Here is a 20,949-nt window from a genome sequence, read left to right on the forward strand (position 1 = left end):
GTAGGAAGAACGAATTTAGCAGGTACAACATTAACGCTAAATCCTACGGTAGCAGGAACATATACCGTAACAGTTTACGATGCAGGAGCAACACCAGAATGTTCAGTAGTTAAAACTATTGAAATTAAAGATGCTGAAACTCCTAATTTCACGGCAGTAGCTACAGTAACAGATATTTGTTTCGGAACATTAACAGGAGAAGTTACAGTTTCACCAGTAGATAATGGTATTTTACCATTAACGTATGAGATTAATAATGTATCAGGAACATATAACGCTACTTTAACAGGAAGTGATACTGTATTTACGAACTTACCAGCAGATGACTATATAGTTACAGCTACGGGAGTAAATGGATGTATAACAAATGAACCAGTTACAGTAACAGAAAATCCAGTAATAGATATCTCAAACGCTATTACAGTAACGCAGTTTGCTTGTACTACAGGTAATACTGTTAATACTGCAAAAATAGTAGTAGATAAAGGAGCGATTACAGGAGGTACAGGGAAATATGTACGAGTTGTATTTGAAGATGCAGCAGGTAATGTATTGCAAGACGATAGTAATTTTACGTACATATCAACTGATTTAGCAGGAGGTACTTATACAGTAAAAGTATATGATGAAAATACAGATTGTTTTGTGTCTAGAGTAGTAACGATAGCTCCATTTACTCCAATGACAGGAGCAGCTATCAATGTAATCAAAGATACAGACTGTAATACAGGAGAGAATATCACTGTAAAAGTAGTACCTGCATTACCAAACATTCAATATACAATAACAGGAACAGGAGCTACCCCTTTTACACAAACATTAAATGTGGTATCAGATGCAGATGCAGCAGTATTTAATAACGTGCCAGTTGATAATTATACAATTGAGATATACAATGCAGCAACAGGATGTACTTTAGAAGCATATCACACAGTAAAACCAGAACCTACCTTTGATGTATTAGTAAGTAATGTTCAAAGAGCTTGTTTTGGTGGTACAGGAAGTGCAACAATAGATTTTAGTGCAGCTACACCATATACAGATGTTTATACTTACGAAGTATTTGAAGTAGGTAACCCAACTGCTGTTACATTAGGAAATGGTACAGGAGGTATTCCAGAAACAATTACTACTAATTTAGTAGCAGGAGAATATTATGTGGTTGTAAACATGACGAATACACCATTTTGTTCACCAAGAACAGAAAACTTTATAATTGAAGAACCAGCAAATGCATTAGCATTAACTGGTACACCAACGTATATTAATTGTAATGTTACTGATTCTGGAGAAATCTTGTTAGAAGCTCAAGGAGGTTGGGCACCGTATGAGTATCAATTAGTAAATGATTTAACACCAGCTACACCAATTCAAAATTTTGATAGTAATAGAAGAATTACTGGATTAACAGCAGGTGATTATACAGCAACAGTTAGAGATGTTACAGGTTGTGAAGAAACGTTTACATTTACTCTAGAACCGACCACAACTATGGCGGCAGATGTAACTTTTATTCCAAACTTATGTGAAGGAGAAAGAACAGCAACTATTGAGGTAACTAATGTAACAGGAGGTCAAACACAAGATGCAACTGTAAGTTATAGTTATATTTTAACCTATCCTGACGGAACAACGCAAGTAGAACAGCTATCAAATACATTTAGCAATTTACCAGCGGGTACAAATTACACAGTAACTGTTAGAGATAATAAATATAGCTGTGAGTATACAGAAACTGTAAACATAGTTGATCCATCAGAAGTAGAAGCTTCGGCAAATATCACTGCAGATATAACTTGTAACAATGCTAATGCAACCGTAGAAGTGAGTGCAATAGGAGGCACAGGCGTTTATGAATATAGTAGTGATGGAGTGAATTTTGGTCCTAATAATACGTTTACAAACGTAAGTTCAGGTTCTCAAACATTCTATGTGCGTGATGATAATAATTGTGAAGACACAGTTGTAGTAACAGTTAATGCATACGAGCCTTTAGTGCCAACTTTAGTAGTCGATTCAGGATTTGTTACCTGTAATGGAGATGCTAATGGAGTGTTATCAGCAACTGTAACAGGTGGTTTTGGTAATTACGAATACCAATTGTTAGACGGTAGTGATAATCCAGTTGATGGAACATGGCAAACATCGAATAGTTTTGGAGGTTTAGATGTTGGTACATATAAAATTAGAGTAAGAAGTACCAACAGATTTGGAGAAGTATGTACAGAAGACACTGCACCACATACTATTGAAGAACCACAACCTTTAGTAGTTGCTGAAAATCATACTGATGTAAGTTGTTTTGGAGGAAACGATGGTACTATTACAGTATTAGCTTCTGGAGGAAACTTAACAGGATATGAATACAATATTAGTACAGACCCAACTAATAAATTTGTTACCGATAATGTATTCAGAAACTTAACAGCAGGTACATACACTATTACTGTTAAAGATAAGGTTGGATGTATTGATACTATTGATGTAGTTATTGGTCAACCACAAGAGTTCACAGCAACATTGGTAGGAGTTACAGAACAAACTTGTATTAACGATGCAACTCCAACAATAGAGTTAGATGTACAAGGAGGAACACAACCATATTATGTAAGTATTAATAATATAGAACAACCTACTCAGTATACGACGAATACAATTGTATTAGGAGCTGCTGAAAATATTCAAGCAGGTACGTCTTATTATATTACAGTAAGAGATGAAGCAGGTTGTAATGTTGCAGACCCAATTAGAGTAACTACAGCTGAATCGGTAGATTTACAATTAACAGTTGATTTTGCATATACCTGTGAGGTAGGAAATATTATCAAAGCAATAGTTGATGAAGCATATAGAGCTAATATGTCTTACACATTATATGACGGAATAGGAAACCCTGTGGTAACAAATAATACAGGAGAATTTATTGATGTACCAGCAGGAACAGGGTATTATGTTACAGCAACACATACAATAACTTCATGTTCTGAAAGTTCTACTAGTAGTCCGATCAATATTGAAGATATTCAAGCGTTAACTTTAGATATTGATGATTCGGTTAAGAATACCTTAATAGCTAATGCAGATTTTGGATTACCACCTTATGAGTATAGTGTAGATGGAGGTGACTTTGGACCAGATAACGAGTTCTTAATCTTACAAACAAAAGATTACACTATTACGGTAAGAGATGCTAGAGGTTGTGAGGTAACAATAACTATAAGAGGAGAGTATATTACTATTTTCGTTCCAAATTTATTTACTCCAGATGGAGACGGAACAAATGATTATTGGTACCCTCGTGAAGTAGAAGAATACCATGATATTAAAGTATTTATTTACGATAGATATGCACGTAACATTGCCGACTTTAAAGGTTCTGTACAAGGATGGGATGGTACTTATGAAGGTACCCCATTACCATCAGGAGATTATTGGTATACTATTTACTTTAAAGAGTTGTCAGGTCAAGAGAAGAAAATAATGGGACACTTTACACTATATAGATAAAAAAGAAATGAGAAAAATATTAATAATTTTAAGTGTGGTATTTAGTAGTGTAAAACTTACTGCACAAGAAGTAGAATTACCTCAATATGTAAGTCATTTGGCTGACAACCCATTTTTAATTTCACCAACTTATGCAGGTATAGGAACGGGGTTACAAGTTAGGTTAAATGGAGTAAGCCAGTGGATTGGAGTTAAAGACGCACCTGATACACAATCATTAACAGTTGAAGCACGTATTGCAGATACTTTTGGTGGTGGAATCACGTTATTTAATGATAAAAATGGGTATACCACTCAAAAAGGAGCAAAATTGTCATTTGCAAGTCACTTAACATTAAGTGACTTTCATGATAGTTTTCTATCGTTTGCTTTAAGTTATAGCTTTACGCAATTTGGTATTGATACATCAGAAAATAACTCAGGACAAACAGTATCAAACAGAACTTTAAACAATTCAAACTTTGATGTTGGTTTGTTATATCGTTACGAGCGATTTAGTATTAGTGCAAACATTATGAATATCTTAAATAAAGAAATTGAAGATTTTCAAACGGGTGAACCAGAAGTATTAAGAAAATATATACTTTTTACATCTTACACTTTTACGAAATTAAGCAGAAACTTTGAACTAGAGCCATCAATGTTAGTGGAGTATAGAGAAGCAGACAAACGTTCTAGAACGGATATGAATATTAAAGCTAGAAGAGGAATAAGAGATGGGTATGTTTGGGCTGGTTTAAGTTACACGTTCTTAAACGACCAGTTTTTTCAACCAAATGCTATTGCTCCATTACTTGGTTTAAAGAAAAACAACCTGTATATGTCGTATGGTTTTAGTATCAATATGAATAAAACGCAAGATTATAATTACGGAACACACATGATTACACTTGGGTTTGATTATGAAAGAAGACCAAGTTTAGCACGTTGTACACAAAAAATGATTATGTTTTAATATAAAAACACACAAATTATCAAATCCTCAAGTGTTAGCTTGAGGATTTTATTTTTCTTTGTATTAATGGAAAAAAATAACGATACATCAATAAATCTAAATAAATATATCAGTAGTACAGGTATTTGTTCACGTCGTGAAGCAGAACGCTTTATTACGGAAGGAAGAGTTACCATAAATGGAAACCCTACCCAGTTAGGAAACAGAGTTCATGAAGGAGATGTGGTAAAAATTGATGGAAAACCATTAAAAGAAAAACCTAAAACTATTTATATAGCGTTAAACAAACCAGTAGGTATTGTTTGTACTACAGATAGTAAAGAGCGGAAAAATATAGTAAAGTTTGTAGGGCATCCGCAACGATTGTTTCCTATTGGTCGATTAGATAAACCTTCAGAAGGATTAATTTTTTTAACCAATGATGGTGATATTGTAAACAAAATATTACGAGCAGGGAATAACCACGAAAAAGAATACATTGTTTCGGTTAACAAACCATTCGATGAACGCTTTATAAAAAGAATGAGTAATGGAATTCCAATTTTAGGAACTGTAACAAAAAAATGCAAGGTAGAACGTGTAAATGATACTACATTTAAAATAACCTTAGTACAAGGCTTAAACCGTCAAATAAGACGCATGTGTGAATACTTGGGTTACGAAGTAAAAAAATTAAAGCGCACACGTATTATGAACGTAACTTTAGGAAGTTTAAAAGTAGGAGAGTGGCGAGAATTATCATCTAAAGAAATGGATGAAATTAATCGTCTTGTAGCAGGTTCGTCAAAAACATACGAAGAAGCAGAAAAAAAGACTAAAACTACTTCTCCTCAAAAAACTAAACCCAAGAAGAAAGTAGATTTCAAAACTAAGTTTGGAAGAAGAAGAAAAAGTTAAAAATCAGTAATAAGAAACTTTTAACTATCTACTTTTAAACATTCAACTTACATGTGTATCTTTGCCACTTATGCAATTTGACTTAAAAATAACAGATCCAAAAAGTAAAGCACGAGCAGGTGTTATTACTACTGATCACGGAATCATAGAAACTCCAATATTTATGCCTGTAGGTACAGTAGCTACAGTTAAAGGAGTACATCAATCAGAATTAAAAGATGAAATCAACCCTGATATTATTTTAGGAAATACATATCATTTATACTTACGTCCAAAATTAGAAACTTTAGAAGCTGCAGGAGGTTTACATAAGTTCATGAATTGGGACCGTAATATTTTAACTGATAGTGGAGGATACCAAGTGTATTCTTTATCAGGGAGAAGAAAAATTAATGAAGAAGGAGTTAAATTTAAAAGTCATATAGATGGATCTACGCATTTTTTTACACCAGAAAATGTAATGGAAACACAACGTACCATCGGGGCAGATATAATTATGGCTTTTGACGAATGTACACCGTACCCTTGTGATTATAACTATGCAAAGCGATCTATGCATATGACACATCGCTGGTTAGATCGTTGTATAAAACACTTTGAAAAGACACCTCCAAAATACGGATACAGTCAGTCTTTATTTCCAATTGTACAAGGAAGTACATACAAAGATTTACGTAAACAATCAGCAGAATATATAGCAAATTCAGGAGCAGAAGGAAATGCTATTGGAGGACTATCAGTAGGAGAACCTGCAGAAGAAATGTATGCAATGACTGAAGTAGTTACAGCAATATTACCTGAAGATAAGCCACGCTATTTAATGGGAGTTGGTACACCAATTAACATTCTAGAAAATATAGCATTAGGAGTTGATATGTTCGATTGTGTAATGCCTACACGTAACGCACGTAACGGAATGTTATTTACAGCACACGGAAGCATTAACATCAAGAATAAAAAATGGGAAAAAGATTTCTCTCCAATTGATGAAATGGGAATTACTTGGGTAGACACCATGTACTCTAAAGCATACTTACGTCACCTTTTTGCTTCAAGAGAAATGTTAGGAAAACAAATAGCTTCTATTCATAATTTAGGATTTTATTTATGGTTGACTCGAGAAGCACGTAAACACATTATAGCAGGAGATTTTGCAGAATGGAAAGATAAGATGGTAAAACAAATGGATAAACGTTTGTAATTTGAAAATACTAGATTGGTACATATTAAAACGTTACTTAACAACTTTCTTGTTTACATTACTTGTTTTAATACCTATAGCAGTAGCTATTGATATTGCAGAAAAGGTTGATAAGTTTTTACGAGAAGAAAACTTAACACTGTTTGAAATAGTTAACGATTACTATAAAAACTTTATTATTTATTATGCTAATACATTTATGCCATTAGCATTATTTATAGCAGTTATACTATTTACTTCTAAGCTAGCAAGTAATACAGAAATTGTAGCAATTAATAGTTCTCAAGTATCATTTACACGATTTTTATATCCATATTTTATAGGAGCAACTATAGTTTGTGCAATTGCACTCTCAATGAATCACTTTTTTGTACCTTCAAGTAGTAAAACAAGGAAAGCTTTTGAAAAAAAGTATTTAAAGAAAAAAAAGTATGCAGATACTTCCATTCGCGAGTTTAGTTTACAATTAAATGATAGTACTTATGTATATATCCAAAACTTTGATTTAAAAAGAAATTCAGGGTATAACTTCTCAATTGACTTATATGAGGGTATTAAGTTAAAAAGAAAACTTACTGCTGATAATATTAATTGGAAGGAAAAGGATAGTACATTTAAACTATATAACTGGAAAGAACGAAAAATTTTTAAAGAAAGAGATAGTATCTTTTCAGGAAGAAGCTTAGATACCACATTTACATTTACACCAGAAGATTTTAATTACAAGAATATTATGGCACAAGAAATGAACTCTCCAGAGTTGGTTAAGTTTATTGAAGTGTCTAGAAAAAGAGGAATAAAAAACTTAAACGCTTATTTAGTAGAACTATACAAAAGAACAAGTTTACCAATTGCCAGCTACATACTAACATTAATAGCTGTGGGGCTAGCACATAGGAAAAGTAGAGGAGGTATAGGAGTTAATTTAGCCATAGGTATTAGCGTTATGTTTATTTATGTTTTCTTTTTAAAAGTAGCAGAAGTATTAGGAGCCGTAGCAGGAGCAAATGCCCTGTTAAATGTTTGGATACCTAATATAGTATTTGGTTTATACGCTATTTATTTATATTTCAATGCAAGGAGATAAATTAAAGAATTACTTACTCTTACACTTAATCGTTTTTATTTGGGGGTTTACAGCAATACTAGGAGCATTAATATCGATAGATGCAGTTCCTTTAGTTTGGTATAGAATGTTATTAGCAGTAGGTTTTATTGCTTTATATTTTATAATAAGAAAGAAGTCATTTAAAGTAGAAAAGAAAGCATTAATTAAGTTTGCCGTTTCAGGGGTAATTATAGCAGTACATTGGATAACTTTTTTCAAAGCAATAAAAGTATCAAATGTTTCAGTAGCTTTGGTAATGATGAGCACAGGAGCTTTTTTCGCTTCATTCATAGAACCTTTTTTCTTTAAAAGAAGAATAAAACTAATTGAAATAGTTTTAGGCTTGCTAGTAATCGTAGGTTTATACATTATTTTCAATTTTGAAAGTCAGTATACGCTTGGAATTATTTATGCGCTAATATCAGCCTTTTTATCAGCCTTGTTTTCAGTATTAAATGGAGTGTTTATAAAAAAACATGAAGCCAATACTATTTCGTTTTACCAACTATTATTTGGAGTATTAGGAGTAACTATATATTTATTGTTTACACAGAAGTTTTCATTAGCGTTTTTCCAATTACAAGTAACTGATTGGGTATATTTATTAATTTTAAGTAGTGTTTGTACAGCCTATGCATTTATTGCATCTGTGAAGGTAATGAAGTATCTAACACCTTATACAGTAATGCTTACGATTAATTTAGAGCCTATATATGCTATTGTTTTAGCATTATTAATATTTGGAGAGAAAGAACAAATGAATCCAGAGTTTTATTATGGAGCATGTATCGTCTTAATAGTAGTAGTACTAAACGGAGTACTTAAAAATGCTTCTTCAATAAAAAAGAAAATCATAAAAAAATAGTATTTTAAGAAAAGCGATGGAGGTAAACTGTACAATTTTTTAGTATGTTTGCCTTTACAAACAACTAACTATAAAATTAGAAAATCAAACTATATACAAGAATACAATGGAATATTTAGATTTTGAAATGCCAATAAAGGAATTAGAAGATCAGTTGGCAAAATGTTTTGATATAGGAAAAGAAAGCGATGTAGATGTAACAGCTACATGTAAGAAAATTGAAAAAAAATTAGAGAAAGCAAAAAAAGATATATATAAGAATTTAACTGCATGGCAACGAGTACAGTTATCTCGTCATCCTAATCGTCCTTATACTTTAGATTATATAAAAGCGCTTTGTGGGGATACATTCATGGAATTACATGGTGACCGTAGTGTAAAAGACGACAAAGCAATGATTGGTGGATTAGGTAAAATTGGAGATCAATCATTTATGTTTATAGGTCAACAAAAAGGATACAACACCAAAACACGTCAGTACCGTAATTTTGGTATGGCTAATCCAGAAGGATACCGTAAAGCATTACGTTTGATGCGCATGGCTGAAAAATTTGGAATTCCAGTAGTAACTTTTGTAGATACTCCAGGTGCTTACCCAGGATTAGAAGCTGAAGAGCGTGGACAAGGAGAAGCAATTGCTCGTAATATCTTTGAAATGACTCGTTTAAAAACTCCAATTATTACAATAATTATAGGAGAAGGAGCTTCGGGAGGAGCTTTAGGAATAGGAGTAGGAGATAGAGTATATATGTTAGAAAACTCTTGGTACTCAGTTATTTCACCAGAAAACTGTTCTTCAATTTTATGGCGTAGTTGGTCAGAAAAAGAAAAGGCAGCAGAAGCATTAAAATTAACTGCTGAAGATGGTATGAAACTAAAAATAGTAGACGATATCATTCAAGAACCATTAGGAGGAGCACACTCTGATCGTGAAGGAGCTTTTAAAGCAGTACAAGAACAAATTATAAAGGCTTACAAAGAACTTAAAGATATACAAGATAATGACTTAATAACTCAGCGTATGGAAAAATATGCCAATATGGGAGTGTATAAAGAATAGTTTGAAAGTCCTTAGAAATAACAATATTAAAACTCGCCAATTGGCGAGTTTTTTGTTTTATAAATATTTTACAATATTATTTGTTTGTTAAATGAATTTATATATATAATTTTGCCGACCGAAATGAGTAATACATTTAACAAATATTTTTTTCTATTAATATTCTTATTAAAAGGATGGTCTACATCATATGCAGATCATAACAATTTTAATAAGAGTATATCAGTGCCTGTTTTAAATTCAGCCTGTGTAGAGACCCAAATTGTTACTCAAAACACCATTAACTTAGCTTTTGATAAACAGCATCAAGATTCTGAAAGAGAGAATTATTTTGAAATCAGCGAAATTGAGGACAAAACTCAAGATGAAAATGAAGTAGATGAAAGTTTGTCAAAATTCGAAAGTTACTTATCAGCTATTTTACATGCGCAGTTTTTTGAGAGTCAGTTTTGTGTAGTAAAAGAAAAAACACAACGCTTTAAAGAGTACACTTTTAGCTCAATTTTAAAACTACATGTAAAATTTCAAATTTTTATAATTTGATACCTTTCCTTTTAAAGTAAGTCTAAATTCATCATTTAGTTTACTTTATATACTTACACATAAGAATTTAATTAAATTTTTAGAATAACCATTGGTTTTCAATGGCTACACACTCACTCTAACTTTACAAATACATTCAAAAATGAAAAAAAGCTTTATTTTCATGAGCCTATTTGCGCTATTAATTCATATTAGCTGCGAATCAAAAAAGGAATCTAAACACCCAGAAACCAAATTCCTTGTAACCAATCCCATTAAAAAAGACACGTCAATAACCAAAGATTATGTAAGTCAAATACATGCTATTCAGCACATAGAAGTAAGGGCATTAGAAAAAGGATATCTAAAAAAAGTATTTGTTGATGAAGGACAGCATGTGAAAAAAGGGCAACGTATGTTTCAAATTTCACCAAATGTTTACAAAGCAGACTTACAAAAAGCAAAAGCTGAAGCAAAAGCAGCTGAAATAGAATATAAAAATACACAGTTATTAGCGGAAGGAAATGTAGTTTCTAAAAACGAATTAGCCTTAGCAAAAGCAAACTACGAAAAAGCAAAAGCTGAAGTAATGCTAGCACAAACACACCTAGGTTTTACAAGCATTAAGGCACCATTTAACGGTATAATGGATCACTTACATGTTAGAAAAGGAAGTTTGTTAGATGAAGGAGAGCTCCTAACAACACTATCAGACAACAGTAAAATGTGGGTATATTTTAATGTGCCAGAAACAGAATATCTAGATTACATAATGAGTCAAGATAAAGACAAGAAAAAAGAAGTAACACTTTTAATGGCAAATAACAAACCATTCAATCAAAATGGAATAGTAGAAACGATTGAAGGAGAGTTTAACAATGAAACAGGAAATATTGCCTTTAGAGCAACTTTCCCAAATCCAAATGGAATTTTAAGACACGGAGAAACAGGAAGTATTTTAATGGAAGTTCCATACGAAGGAGCCTTAATAATTCCACAAAAAGCCACTTTTGAAGTATTAGATAAAAAATATGTTTTTGTAGTAGATAAAAACAATACAGTAAAACAGCGAGAAATTACTGTAGAAGCAGAATTACCACACTTATTTATAGTAGAAAAAGGACTTACAGAAAACGATAAAATATTGTTAGAAGGAATCCGTATGGTAAAAGACCAACAAAAGATACATGTTGAGTTTAAAGAGCCAAATGCTGTAATGTCTAGTTTAGACTTATATGCAGAGTAATCAAAAACTAAAATTCAACAAAACATGTTTAGTCAATTTATAAAAAGACCAGTACTAGCAATTGTTATTTCGATAATAGTTGTTTTCACGGGGTTGTTATCAATAAAACAACTCCCAATATCACAGTTTCCACAAATTGCACCAACCACGGTAAACATATTTATAGCTTATCCAGGTTCAAGTGCAGATGTATTGGTAAACTCAACATTAATTCCTTTAGAAACAGCTATCAATGGAGTACAAGGAATGCGTTATATCGCTTCTGATGCCACAAGTGCAGGAGAAGGAACTTTACGTGTAATTTTTGAACCCGGTACAGATCCCAATCAAGCAGTAGTAAGGGTAAAAACAAGGGTAGATCAAGTAATGCCCTTATTACCTGAGTTAGTACAGCGAGAAGGGGTAATTATTACTCCAGTACAACCAAGTATGTTAATGTATGTGAACCTTTTTAGTAAAGAGAAACATAATGATGAAAAGTTTCTATACAATTATGCATACACCAAAATGATACCAGAAATTCAACGTATTAATGGTATTGCCAGTGCTAAAATTTTAGGAAGTAGAAAATACGCGATGAGAGTTTGGTTAAAACCCGACCGAATGAGAGCCTATAATATTTCTGCGGAAGAAATTTTAGAAGCAATGGAAGACCAAAGTATTTTGGCAAGACCTGGAAGACTGGGAAGAAGTTCAGGAATCAAATCACAATCACTAGAATACGTACTTACCTATCAAAACAGGTATAACGAACCAAATCAGTACAAAGACATTATTATTCGAGCAAATGAAGAAGGAGAAATTTTAAAGCTTAAAGATGTTGCCGAAGTGAAGTTAGGGAGTGAATTCTTTGATATTTACTCAAATTTAGATGGACATCCGTCAGCATCTATTGTTTTAAAACAAACCTTTGGAAGTAACGGTAGTGATGTAATAGCATCGGTAAAAGAAAAGCTAAAAGAATTAAAAGAAGATTTACCACCTGGTATTGATTTTAAAATTAGTTATGATGTTTCTAACTTTTTAGATGCCTCAATAGAACAAGTAATACATACACTTAGAGATGCTTTTATTTTAGTAGCAATTGTGGTATTTCTATTTTTAGGAGACTTACGATCAACCTTAATTCCAATTATAGCAGTGCCAGTTTCTTTAATTGGAGCATTCTTTGTCATGCAACTTTTCGGGCTTTCAATAAACTTAATCACCTTATTTGCATTAGTATTAGCGATAGGTATTGTAGTAGATGATGCTATTGTGGTTGTAGAAGCTGTTCATTTAAAAATGGAGAAAGAACACCTTACACCTTACCAAGCATCTAAGGCAGCATTAGGAGAAATAGGGGGAGCTATTTTAGCAATTACGCTGGTTATGGTTTCTGTATTTGTACCAATTTCTTTTATGACAGGTCCCGTAGGAGTTTTCTACAGACAGTTCTCTATAACAATGGCGGGTTCTATCATTATTTCAGCAGTGGTAGCATTAACATTAACACCAGTATTGTGTGCAATGATGTTAAAGAACAACCATGGAAAAGAAAGAAAAAAATCAATAGTAGATAAGTTTATTGATTGGTTTAACAAAGGATTTGAAAAGCTTACAGGAAGATATGTAAAAGTGTTAAACAGAATCGTAGCAAGAAGAATGTTAACCTTTGGAGTATTACTAGCTTTCTGTGCAGGAATATTTATCACCAATAAAACGTTGCCTGCAGGTTTTATTCCTAGTGAAGACCAAGGAATGATTTATGCAATTATTCAAACACCACCAGGTGCTACTTTAGAACGCACAAATGAAGTAGCAAGAAAACTACAACAAATTTGTGAAGAAACTGAGGGAGTAGAGTCGGTTTCATCTTTAGCAGGATATGAAATTATGACCGAAGGTAGAGGGTCAAACGCAGGTACCTGTTTGATTAACCTAAAACCATGGTCAGAACGTCATCATTCAGTTCACGAAATCATGGAAGAACTAGAAGAAGAAACCAAAGACTTAGGAGCGGTTATAGAATATTTTGAACCACCAGCAGTACCAGGTTTTGGATCTTCAGGAGGATTCTCAATGCGTTTATTAGATAAAACAAACTCAACAGACTATCACGAGTTTGAACGTATTAATAACAAGTTCATGGAGTCGTTATCAAAACGAAAAGAGCTTACTGGGTTATTTACTTTTTATTCTGCAAACTATCCGCAGTACGAATTAAAAATCGACAATAAAAAAGCGATGCAAAAAGGAGTAACCATTGGTAAAGCCATGGAAAACCTAAACATTTTAATAGGTAGTACCTATGAACAAGGTTTTATTCGTTTTGGTAGATTCTTTAAAGTATATACACAAGCAGCGCCAGAATACAGAAGAATCCCTTCAGATTTAGAAAAGCTATATGTTAAAAATGAAGAGGGAGAAATGGTGCCTTATTCAGCTTTTATGAGTTTAGAGAAAAAACTAGGACCTAATGAGATAACACGGTACAATTTATATAATTCAGCGGCTATTAGAGGGTTACCAGCACGAGGATACACAAGTGGAGATGCTATTAATGCGATTAAAGAAGTAGCAGCGAAAGAGCTCCCTAGAGGGTATGATATTGCTTGGGAAGGACTTACCTATGATGAAGCAAGAAGAGGTAATGAATCAGTATATATATTCATTATTGTTTTAGCCTTTGTATACTTTGTACTAGCAGCGCAGTACGAAAGTTTTATACTACCATTAGCTGTAATTTTATCGCTTCCAGTGGGAGTGTATGGTTCATTTACACTATTAAAATTAATGGGCTTAGCAAATGATGTATATGCACAAATAGGTATTATTATGCTGGTCGGTTTATTAGGTAAAAATGCGGTATTAATTGTAGAATTTGCCGTATTAAAACGAAGTCAAGGAGCTACAATTTTTGAAGCAGCTATTGAAGGTGCTAAAGAACGGTTCAGACCAATTTTAATGACTTCATTTGCATTTATAGCAGGGTTAATACCGTTAGTTATAGCACACGGAGCAGGAGCTATTGGTAATAGAACTATTGGTGGATCGGCTTTAGGAGGAATGTTAATAGGTACAATTTTCGGAGTTTTAATTATACCAGGTCTCTATTACATATTTGCTAAAATGAGTGATGGAAGAAGTTTAATTAAAGACGAATCAAGCGAACCAGTTTCTGAAGAATTTATAAGAATAAATGAAGTTGAAGGAAGTAAAACAAAAGCTAAAATAGCAGAACTTAAAAAACTTATAAAGAAAATAATTAAAAGAGAAAACAATGAAAACTAAACAAAGAAGTTTATTTGTAATAAAAAAAGCACACTTTTTAAGTGTGCTTACCCTCTTAGTTTTGTGCTCTTGTGTATCAAATCAAGTAGTAAGAGAAGAAAATAAGGCGGTACCAGAGAATTTTAAGAATCAACCTGCAGATTCATTAAATACAGCGACTATTAAATGGCGTGACTTTTTTTCAGACTCACATTTAATTTCTCTGATAGATACAGCTTTATCAAACAATCAAGAATTGAACATAATGTTACAACAAGTAGCTATTTCAAAAAATAACATCAAAGCAAAAAAAGGAGAGTATTTACCATTTGTAAATATGTATGCCGGGGCAGAAGTAGAAAAGGTAGGGAAGTATACTAGAAATGGAACCGTTGAAGAAAATTTAAATATTCACGAAAATGAAAAATTTCCAGAGCCATTAACTGATTTTTCAATAGGACTTTCTGCTTCATGGGAGTTAGATGTTTGGAAGAAGTTACGAAATGAGAAGAAAGCAGCAGTACTAGAATACTTTGCTTCAGTTGAAGGAAAAAACTTCATGGTAACTAATTTAGTTTCAGAAATTGCAAATTCATATTATGAGTTGTTAGCGTTAGATAATGAGTTGTCAATGGTTTCACAAAACTTAGAAATTCAAAAAAATGCATTGCAAATGGTGAAGCTTCAAAAACAAGCTGCAAGAACTACCGAATTAGCAGTACGTAGGTTTGAAGCAAGTGTGCTTAAAAATCAGAGTCATTTGTATGAGATTAAACAAGAGGTAGTAGAGACTGAAAATAAAATTAATTTTTTAGTAGGAAGGTATCCGCAGCCTATAGAAAGAAATTCAGATAATTTTATTGATAAGTCCATAGAAGGAATTAAAGCAGGAATCCCTTCACAACTGTTACAAAACAGACCCGATTTAAGGAGAGCTGAATACGAATTAGCAGCAGCCAAATTAAATACTAAAATTGCACGAGCTAATTTTTATCCATCAATCGGTATAAAAGCAGGAGTAGGATTACAAGCATTTAAACCTAAGTTTTTAACATCAACACCAGAATCGTTAGTGTATTCTTTAGCAGGAGATATCGTAGGGCCTTTAATCAATAGAAATGCTATAAAAGCAGTTTATAAAACAGCCAACAATAAACAATTACAAGCTGTTTACGAATACGAAAGAGCTATTTTAAATGCGTATTTAGAAGTAGCGAACGAGCTTTCAAAAATTGATAACTTGAAAAACAGTTATGATTTAAAAAAGCAACAAGTAGAAGCATTAAACGAATCTATAGACCTTTCAATTCGTTTGTTTAAATCGGCAAGAGCAGAATATACAGAAGTGTTGTTAACACAAAGAGAAGCATTAGAGTCTAAAATAGAAATTATAGAAACTAAAAGAGATCAATTATTAACAAACGTAAAAGTATATAAAGCCTTAGGAGGAGGCTGGAACTAATTTTTTTCATTCGTTATTAACTATTAATTGTTGTTAAAGTGGTAGTTTTTATTAACTATCCAAAAGACTCGCTAACTGGCGAGTCTTTTTTATTCAATACTTTTCAAGTACCTTCGTAATACCTCATAAAAAGAGATTGTAATATCATAATTCAATGAGTAAAGAAGAGTTAGCTATAAAAACCACCTACTTTAGTATTCTAAGTAATACTAGTTTAGCAATTATTAAAGGATTAGCAGGTATTTTTGGAAACTCATACGCATTAATAGCAGATGCAATTGAATCTACTACCGATATTTTTTCTTCTATTTTAGTGTTGTTAGGATTAAAATATGCGAAAAGACCCGCAGATAAAAACCATCCGTACGGACATGGAAAAATAGAACCTTTAATCACCTTTGTAGTAGTAGCCTTTTTGGTAACTTCAGCTACAGTTATAGCCTATGAAAGTATACAGAATATTCAAACACCACACAAAACTCCTAAACCATGGACGTTACTCGTTTTAGGAGCAATTATTATTTGGAAAGAAATATCTTTTCAAGTGGTTATAAGAAAAAGTAAAGAAATTAATAGTTCTTCCTTAAAAGCAGATGCGTGGCATCATCGAAGTGATGCAATTACCTCTGTAATGGCATTTATAGGTATTTCCATAGCTCTTATTTTTAAAGAAGGTTATGAAACAGCTGATGATTGGGCAGCTTTATTAGCCTCATTTTTTATTTTATACAATAGCTATTTAATTTTTAGACCAGCGCTGGGAGAGATAATGGATGAACATGTATATGATGATTTGATAGAAGAAATAAGAGGAAAATCTATGGAAGTAGCAGGTGTTTTAGGAACAGAAAAATGTTTTGTGCGTAAAGCAGGAATGAAATATCATGTAGATTTACATGCCATTGTTGATAGTACCATTACAGTAAAAGAAGGACACGACATTGCTCATAAATTAAAAGATTATTTAAGAGAAAAACTCCCAGATTTGGAGCATGTTTTAATTCATATAGAGCCTAATGAATACTAAAAAAAGCAACCTTTAGGTTACTGAGCGTAGTCGAAGTAAGGTTGCTTTTTGTTTATGGTATATTTAAATACTTGTGTGTTTGTAAGGAAATTTTCCATTGTGGATGTTCCATTACATAATCAACAATTTGTGGAGTCATTTTTTCCTTTTTACTCCATTCAGGTTGTAAAAATAACGTACATTTTTTACCAACTTTAGCAGCTTGTTCTTCTGCAAACTGAAAATCATTTTTATTATGAATAATCATTTTCAATTCGTCTGCTTCTTGGTAAGCACGTTCTAAAGGTAATTTGTTTTTTTTAGGAGACAAACAAAACCAGTCCCAAACCCCTGAAAAATCATACGCTCCAGAAGTTTCAATATGTGTTTTAATACCTTTTTCTTGAAGTTGCTCTGTAATATAATCTAAACTCCACATTAAAGGCTCTCCACCTGTAATAACTACAGTTTCGGCATATTTCTTTGCGTTTTCAATAATGATATCCGTTTTTGTAGGTGGATGTAAATTAGCATCCCAACTTTCTTTTACATCACACCAATGGCAACCTACATCGCAACCACCAATACGAATAAAATAAGCAGCAGTACCAGTGTGTGCTCCTTCTCCCTGAATCGTGTAAAACTCTTCCATTAGCGGAAGCATTTCTCCTGTGTTAATTAACTCTTGTACTTCTTTTTTCAACATAAGGGTGCAAAGATAGGCAACATTAAAAATTAATGAATGATTTTTGTTACTTTTACGTGTTTTTATCACAAAAAGTCAAAAATAATGAGTAAAACCGAAGCGTTTTTCAATTACATCAAAGAAGGCTATGCAACAAAAGGAGAGTTTATTACGCTAGGAGCAGGAATGTTAGGAGAAGAAACGGTAACAAATGCCCATGTAAATATTCCTTTAAAAACATTAAACCGTCACGGATTAATAGCTGGAGCAACAGGAACAGGTAAAACAAAAACCTTACAAGTGCTGGCAGAAAACATGTCAGAAAAAGGAATTCCTGTGTTGTTGATGGATGTAAAAGGAGACTTAAGTGGGTTGGCGCAACCAAGCACAGGGCATGCTAAGATTGATGAACGTCACGAAAAAATCGGAATACCATTTACGCCTACAAAATTCCCCATAGAAATTTTATCAATATCAGAACAAAACGGAGTTCGTTTACGTGCTACAGTTTCTGAATTTGGACCTGTTTTATTATCGCGTATTTTAGATTTGACTGAAACACAATCAGGTATTGTAGCGATTATTTTTAAATATTGTGATGACAATCAATTACCATTATTAGACCTAAAAGATTTCAAGAAAATTCTTCAATATATTACCAATGAAGGAAAGGAAGAAATTAAAAAAGAGTATGGGCGAATCTCTACCGCAAGTACAGGAGCAATACTCAGAAAAATTATAGAAATAGAGCAGCAAGGAGGTGATTTATTCTTCGGAGAAAAATCGTTTGATGTTGACGATTTAACTCGAATAGATGAAAACGGACGTGGAGTTATTTCTGTATTACGTTTAACAGATATTCAAGATAGACCAAAACTGTTTTCAACCTTTATGCTACAGTTACTAGCTGAGGTATATGAAACTTTCCCAGAGCAAGGAGATAGCGGTAGACCAGAATTGATAATTTTTATAGATGAAGCTCATTTAGTATTTGACGAAGCTTCAAAAGCGTTGTTAAGTCAGATTGAAAGTATCGTAAAGTTAATCCGTTCAAAAGGAATAGGATTGTATTTCGTTACACAAAATCCAAAAGATGTTCCAGAAGATGTATTGGCTCAGTTAGGAATGAAAATTCAACATGCTTTACGTGCATTTACTGCAAAAGATAGAAAAGCAATTAAATTAGCAGCCGAAAATTATCTAGATTCTGAATATTATGATACTAAAGAAGTATTAACACAATTAGGGATAGGAGAGGCATTGATTTCTGTTTTAAATGAAAAAGGAATTCCAACTCCGTTAGCGCGAACAATGTTACGTGCACCAATGAGTAGAATGGATGTATTAACAGAAAAGGAAATTAAGCAAGTTTTAGACAATTCGAGATTAATTCCGAAATACAACGATACCATAGACAGAGAGAGTGCATACGAAATGTTGAATGAGAAGATTGAAAAAATAAATGAAGAGAAAACCAAAGAAGCTCGTAAAGAGGAAGATAAAAGAACAAGAAGAAGATCTTCAACAGGTAGTAAAAGTACTCGTATGAACCCAGTAGTAAAAGTATTAACGAGTGCTACTTTTATTAGAGCAGCTTTTGGGATTTTGAAAAAAGTACTAAAATAACAAATAGAAGAAATAGACGTTTTAAACATAAAAGAAGACCAATGAGAACATTAATGAAACCTTTAGTTATCGCAGTAATATCAGTATTATTTATTCAATGTGGTAATAGCAAATTTGATATTGCTAAAGGAAAAGTAGGAAAGTTAACTACTAAAACAACTGTTAACGAAATTGAAAACGTATTTAAGCAAGACTCAGTAGTTAAAGTATTAAGTGAAGGAGCTAAAGGAAATAATCTTTTTCAAGAAGATGATAAGTACTTGGTATATGAAAAAGGAGGTAAACATTTGTTAACCATTACTCCAAAAGAACAATTAGATTCTATATCAACTATTAAAAGTATTGAGATTTTTGACGATCGTTTTAAAACAAAGTCAGGAATCAATATAAAATCTACTTTTCAAGAAATTAACGCAAATACTAAAGTTAATAAAGTTGAATCATCATTTTCATCAGCAACGTTATTTATTGACGACTTAAATGCAACAATAACGATTGATAATGAAGATTTGGGTTTAAAAGAATTTAGTACTCAAAAAGTAACCGTTGAACAAATTCCTGATTTAGCAAAGATTAAATCGTTTACCATTTGGTTTAACTAAAAATATTCAAAGCCGAAACATCTGTTTCGGCTTTTTAATTAATAATAGCTACGTAATTTTAAAATATGGAAGTAATAAAAATAGTATTTTTTGTATTGGGAGTTTTTTTTGGAGAAAACAGCAGAATAGGAGCGGAGAAAACAACCGTTATAGTAAACCCAAAAGAGCAAACAGTAACCATTGTTCAAGAAAATATATTTGCACTAATAGTAAAAGAAGGAGATAGTTTACAGATTAGCTCAGAATTAAAAAAAATAATAGCAAGAAACTGGAGGAAAGAAATAGAAACCTATCCATCAAAATCATGTACTTTTTATGTTACAGATAACGGTAATTTGAACGCAAAAATTATATTGAATTACCCTTCGGAAAAAGAACTAAAAGATTTTGCACTAGATTTTAACCAAGAAACAAAAGAGTTCTCTTTAATAAACATCCCTGATTGGAATGTTGAAACAGAAGATGGAGCGTTAAAAGGAAATTATTGGAGATTTAATGCAGATGATAACTTTACTTTTGTTGTTACTCCTTTTAAAAACATGCCAGATAAGTTTAAAAGTGCTAAAAGGAGCCTTACATCAATTTGGAAAGCTGAAAAGGATAAATAAAAGAGACATCATAATAAAGTCTTTTTTTTCTAATAATTACGTTTTTAAGTGAAGGATTTCTATTTATAATAATTGTAGTTTGATAATAAAATAATTTTATTAAGTTAGTGATTAATAATCACTAACCGAAGTGTACAGTATACAGCTGGGGGGCTAGTAACTGTACATGGAAAAGATTGAGCATCCGTTTTTGGGTGCTTTTTTTTGTTTATTTGTCTCGTCCTGAAATAAGTTTACACAATTTAGACTTATTTTATGAAAAACAATGTGTCCAAGAATAAGCGCACACAATGTGATTACAACTTAGGCTTTAAATTAGCTGTAGTTTCTCAAGTAGAAAAGGGCGA

Annotated in this window: 16 protein-coding genes; 15 read left to right on the plus strand and 1 reads right to left on the minus strand. The window is 32.4% G+C overall.

Going from position 1 to position 20,949, the window contains the following annotated elements:
• The 12 genes from Q4517_RS14555 to Q4517_RS14610 all read left to right on the plus strand — a co-directional run.
• Positions 1-3,507: T9SS type B sorting domain-containing protein (locus Q4517_RS14555; protein ID WP_303510907.1), on the plus strand; the 3,507-nt coding region annotated here is incomplete at its 5' end.
• Positions 3,508-3,514: 7 nt separating this feature from the next.
• Positions 3,515-4,462 carry a type IX secretion system membrane protein PorP/SprF gene (locus tag Q4517_RS14560; protein WP_303510909.1) on the plus strand — a complete coding sequence of 316 codons (948 nt, stop codon included), beginning with the start codon at positions 3,515-3,517 and terminating at the stop codon, positions 4,460-4,462.
• Between the two features lie 66 nt (positions 4,463-4,528).
• A complete protein-coding gene (gene rluF / locus Q4517_RS14565; protein WP_303510911.1) occupies positions 4,529-5,359 on the plus strand; it encodes a 23S rRNA pseudouridine(2604) synthase RluF in 831 nt (276 codons plus the stop codon).
• 70 nt (positions 5,360-5,429) lie between these two features.
• Entirely contained in the window at positions 5,430-6,560 is a 1,131-nt protein-coding gene (tgt, locus tag Q4517_RS14570) for a tRNA guanosine(34) transglycosylase Tgt (protein ID WP_303510913.1), read from the plus strand.
• Position 6,561: 1 nt separating this feature from the next.
• Complete coding sequence (locus Q4517_RS14575) at positions 6,562-7,647, plus strand: LptF/LptG family permease (protein ID WP_303510915.1); 1,086 nt, start codon at positions 6,562-6,564, stop codon at positions 7,645-7,647.
• On the plus strand, positions 7,634-8,533 hold the full coding sequence (locus tag Q4517_RS14580) for a DMT family transporter (protein WP_303510917.1): 900 nt from the start codon (positions 7,634-7,636) through the stop codon (positions 8,531-8,533). Before Q4517_RS14575 ends, Q4517_RS14580 begins: the two co-directional genes overlap by 14 nt.
• A gap of 106 nt (positions 8,534-8,639) precedes the next feature.
• Positions 8,640-9,593: an acetyl-CoA carboxylase carboxyltransferase subunit alpha gene (locus tag Q4517_RS14585; protein WP_303510919.1), complete on the plus strand. Its 954-nt coding sequence runs from the start codon at positions 8,640-8,642 to the stop codon at positions 9,591-9,593.
• Between the two features lie 123 nt (positions 9,594-9,716).
• Positions 9,717-10,136 carry a hypothetical protein gene (locus tag Q4517_RS14590; protein ID WP_303510920.1) on the plus strand — a complete coding sequence of 140 codons (420 nt, stop codon included), beginning with the start codon at positions 9,717-9,719 and terminating at the stop codon, positions 10,134-10,136.
• 142 nt (positions 10,137-10,278) lie between these two features.
• Positions 10,279-11,361 (plus strand): efflux RND transporter periplasmic adaptor subunit, encoded by a 1,083-nt coding sequence (locus Q4517_RS14595; RefSeq protein ID WP_303510921.1) that lies wholly within the window; start codon positions 10,279-10,281, stop codon positions 11,359-11,361.
• 24 nt (positions 11,362-11,385) lie between these two features.
• Complete coding sequence (locus Q4517_RS14600) at positions 11,386-14,634, plus strand: efflux RND transporter permease subunit (RefSeq protein ID WP_303510923.1); 3,249 nt, start codon at positions 11,386-11,388, stop codon at positions 14,632-14,634.
• The gene (locus Q4517_RS14605; protein ID WP_303510925.1) at positions 14,624-16,075 is read left to right on the plus strand and encodes a TolC family protein; all 1,452 of its coding nucleotides are present in this window, start codon (positions 14,624-14,626) and stop codon (positions 16,073-16,075) included. Before Q4517_RS14600 ends, Q4517_RS14605 begins: the two co-directional genes overlap by 11 nt.
• A 154-nt stretch (positions 16,076-16,229) precedes the next feature.
• Positions 16,230-17,102 carry a cation diffusion facilitator family transporter gene (locus Q4517_RS14610; protein ID WP_303510926.1) on the plus strand — a complete coding sequence of 291 codons (873 nt, stop codon included), beginning with the start codon at positions 16,230-16,232 and terminating at the stop codon, positions 17,100-17,102.
• Positions 17,103-17,154: 52 nt separating this feature from the next.
• Here the strand turns inward: Q4517_RS14610 and Q4517_RS14615 are convergent, their stop codons facing one another.
• A complete protein-coding gene (locus Q4517_RS14615) occupies positions 17,155-17,787 on the minus strand; it encodes a 7-carboxy-7-deazaguanine synthase QueE (RefSeq protein ID WP_303510928.1) in 633 nt (210 codons plus the stop codon).
• Positions 17,788-17,871: 84 nt separating this feature from the next.
• Between Q4517_RS14615 and Q4517_RS14620 the strand changes: the two genes are divergently transcribed.
• From Q4517_RS14620 to Q4517_RS14630, 3 genes are all read left to right on the plus strand, one after another.
• The gene (locus Q4517_RS14620) at positions 17,872-19,392 is read left to right on the plus strand and encodes a helicase HerA-like domain-containing protein (protein ID WP_303510930.1); all 1,521 of its coding nucleotides are present in this window, start codon (positions 17,872-17,874) and stop codon (positions 19,390-19,392) included.
• 41 nt (positions 19,393-19,433) lie between these two features.
• Positions 19,434-19,994 carry a hypothetical protein gene (locus Q4517_RS14625; RefSeq protein WP_303510932.1) on the plus strand — a complete coding sequence of 187 codons (561 nt, stop codon included), beginning with the start codon at positions 19,434-19,436 and terminating at the stop codon, positions 19,992-19,994.
• A gap of 65 nt (positions 19,995-20,059) precedes the next feature.
• A complete protein-coding gene (locus tag Q4517_RS14630; RefSeq protein ID WP_303510934.1) occupies positions 20,060-20,602 on the plus strand; it encodes a hypothetical protein in 543 nt (180 codons plus the stop codon).
• The last annotated feature ends 347 nt before the right edge of the window (positions 20,603-20,949 follow it).

The sequence above is a fragment of the Tenacibaculum sp. 1_MG-2023 genome (assembly GCF_030547425.1).
Classification (GTDB): Bacteria; Bacteroidota; Bacteroidia; order Flavobacteriales; family Flavobacteriaceae; genus Polaribacter.

Coding starts and splice junctions, on each gene's coding strand:
- Q4517_RS14580 (WP_303510917.1), top strand. CDS start 7,634: ATGCAAGGAGATAAATTAAAGAATTACTTACTCTTACACTTAATCGTT.
- Q4517_RS14610 (WP_303510926.1), top strand. CDS start 16,230: ATGAGTAAAGAAGAGTTAGCTATAAAAACCACCTACTTTAGTATTCTA.
- Q4517_RS14630 (WP_303510934.1), top strand. CDS start 20,060: ATGGAAGTAATAAAAATAGTATTTTTTGTATTGGGAGTTTTTTTTGGA.
- Q4517_RS14620 (WP_303510930.1), top strand. CDS start 17,872: ATGAGTAAAACCGAAGCGTTTTTCAATTACATCAAAGAAGGCTATGCA.
- rluF (WP_303510911.1), top strand. CDS start 4,529: ATGGAAAAAAATAACGATACATCAATAAATCTAAATAAATATATCAGT.
- Q4517_RS14625 (WP_303510932.1), top strand. CDS start 19,434: ATGAGAACATTAATGAAACCTTTAGTTATCGCAGTAATATCAGTATTA.
- Q4517_RS14585 (WP_303510919.1), top strand. CDS start 8,640: ATGGAATATTTAGATTTTGAAATGCCAATAAAGGAATTAGAAGATCAG.
- Q4517_RS14600 (WP_303510923.1), top strand. CDS start 11,386: ATGTTTAGTCAATTTATAAAAAGACCAGTACTAGCAATTGTTATTTCG.
- Q4517_RS14605 (WP_303510925.1), top strand. CDS start 14,624: ATGAAAACTAAACAAAGAAGTTTATTTGTAATAAAAAAAGCACACTTT.
- Q4517_RS14595 (WP_303510921.1), top strand. CDS start 10,279: ATGAAAAAAAGCTTTATTTTCATGAGCCTATTTGCGCTATTAATTCAT.
- Q4517_RS14590 (WP_303510920.1), top strand. CDS start 9,717: ATGAGTAATACATTTAACAAATATTTTTTTCTATTAATATTCTTATTA.
- Q4517_RS14615 (WP_303510928.1), bottom strand. CDS start 17,787: ATGTTGAAAAAAGAAGTACAAGAGTTAATTAACACAGGAGAAATGCTT.
- Q4517_RS14560 (WP_303510909.1), top strand. CDS start 3,515: ATGAGAAAAATATTAATAATTTTAAGTGTGGTATTTAGTAGTGTAAAA.
- tgt (WP_303510913.1), top strand. CDS start 5,430: ATGCAATTTGACTTAAAAATAACAGATCCAAAAAGTAAAGCACGAGCA.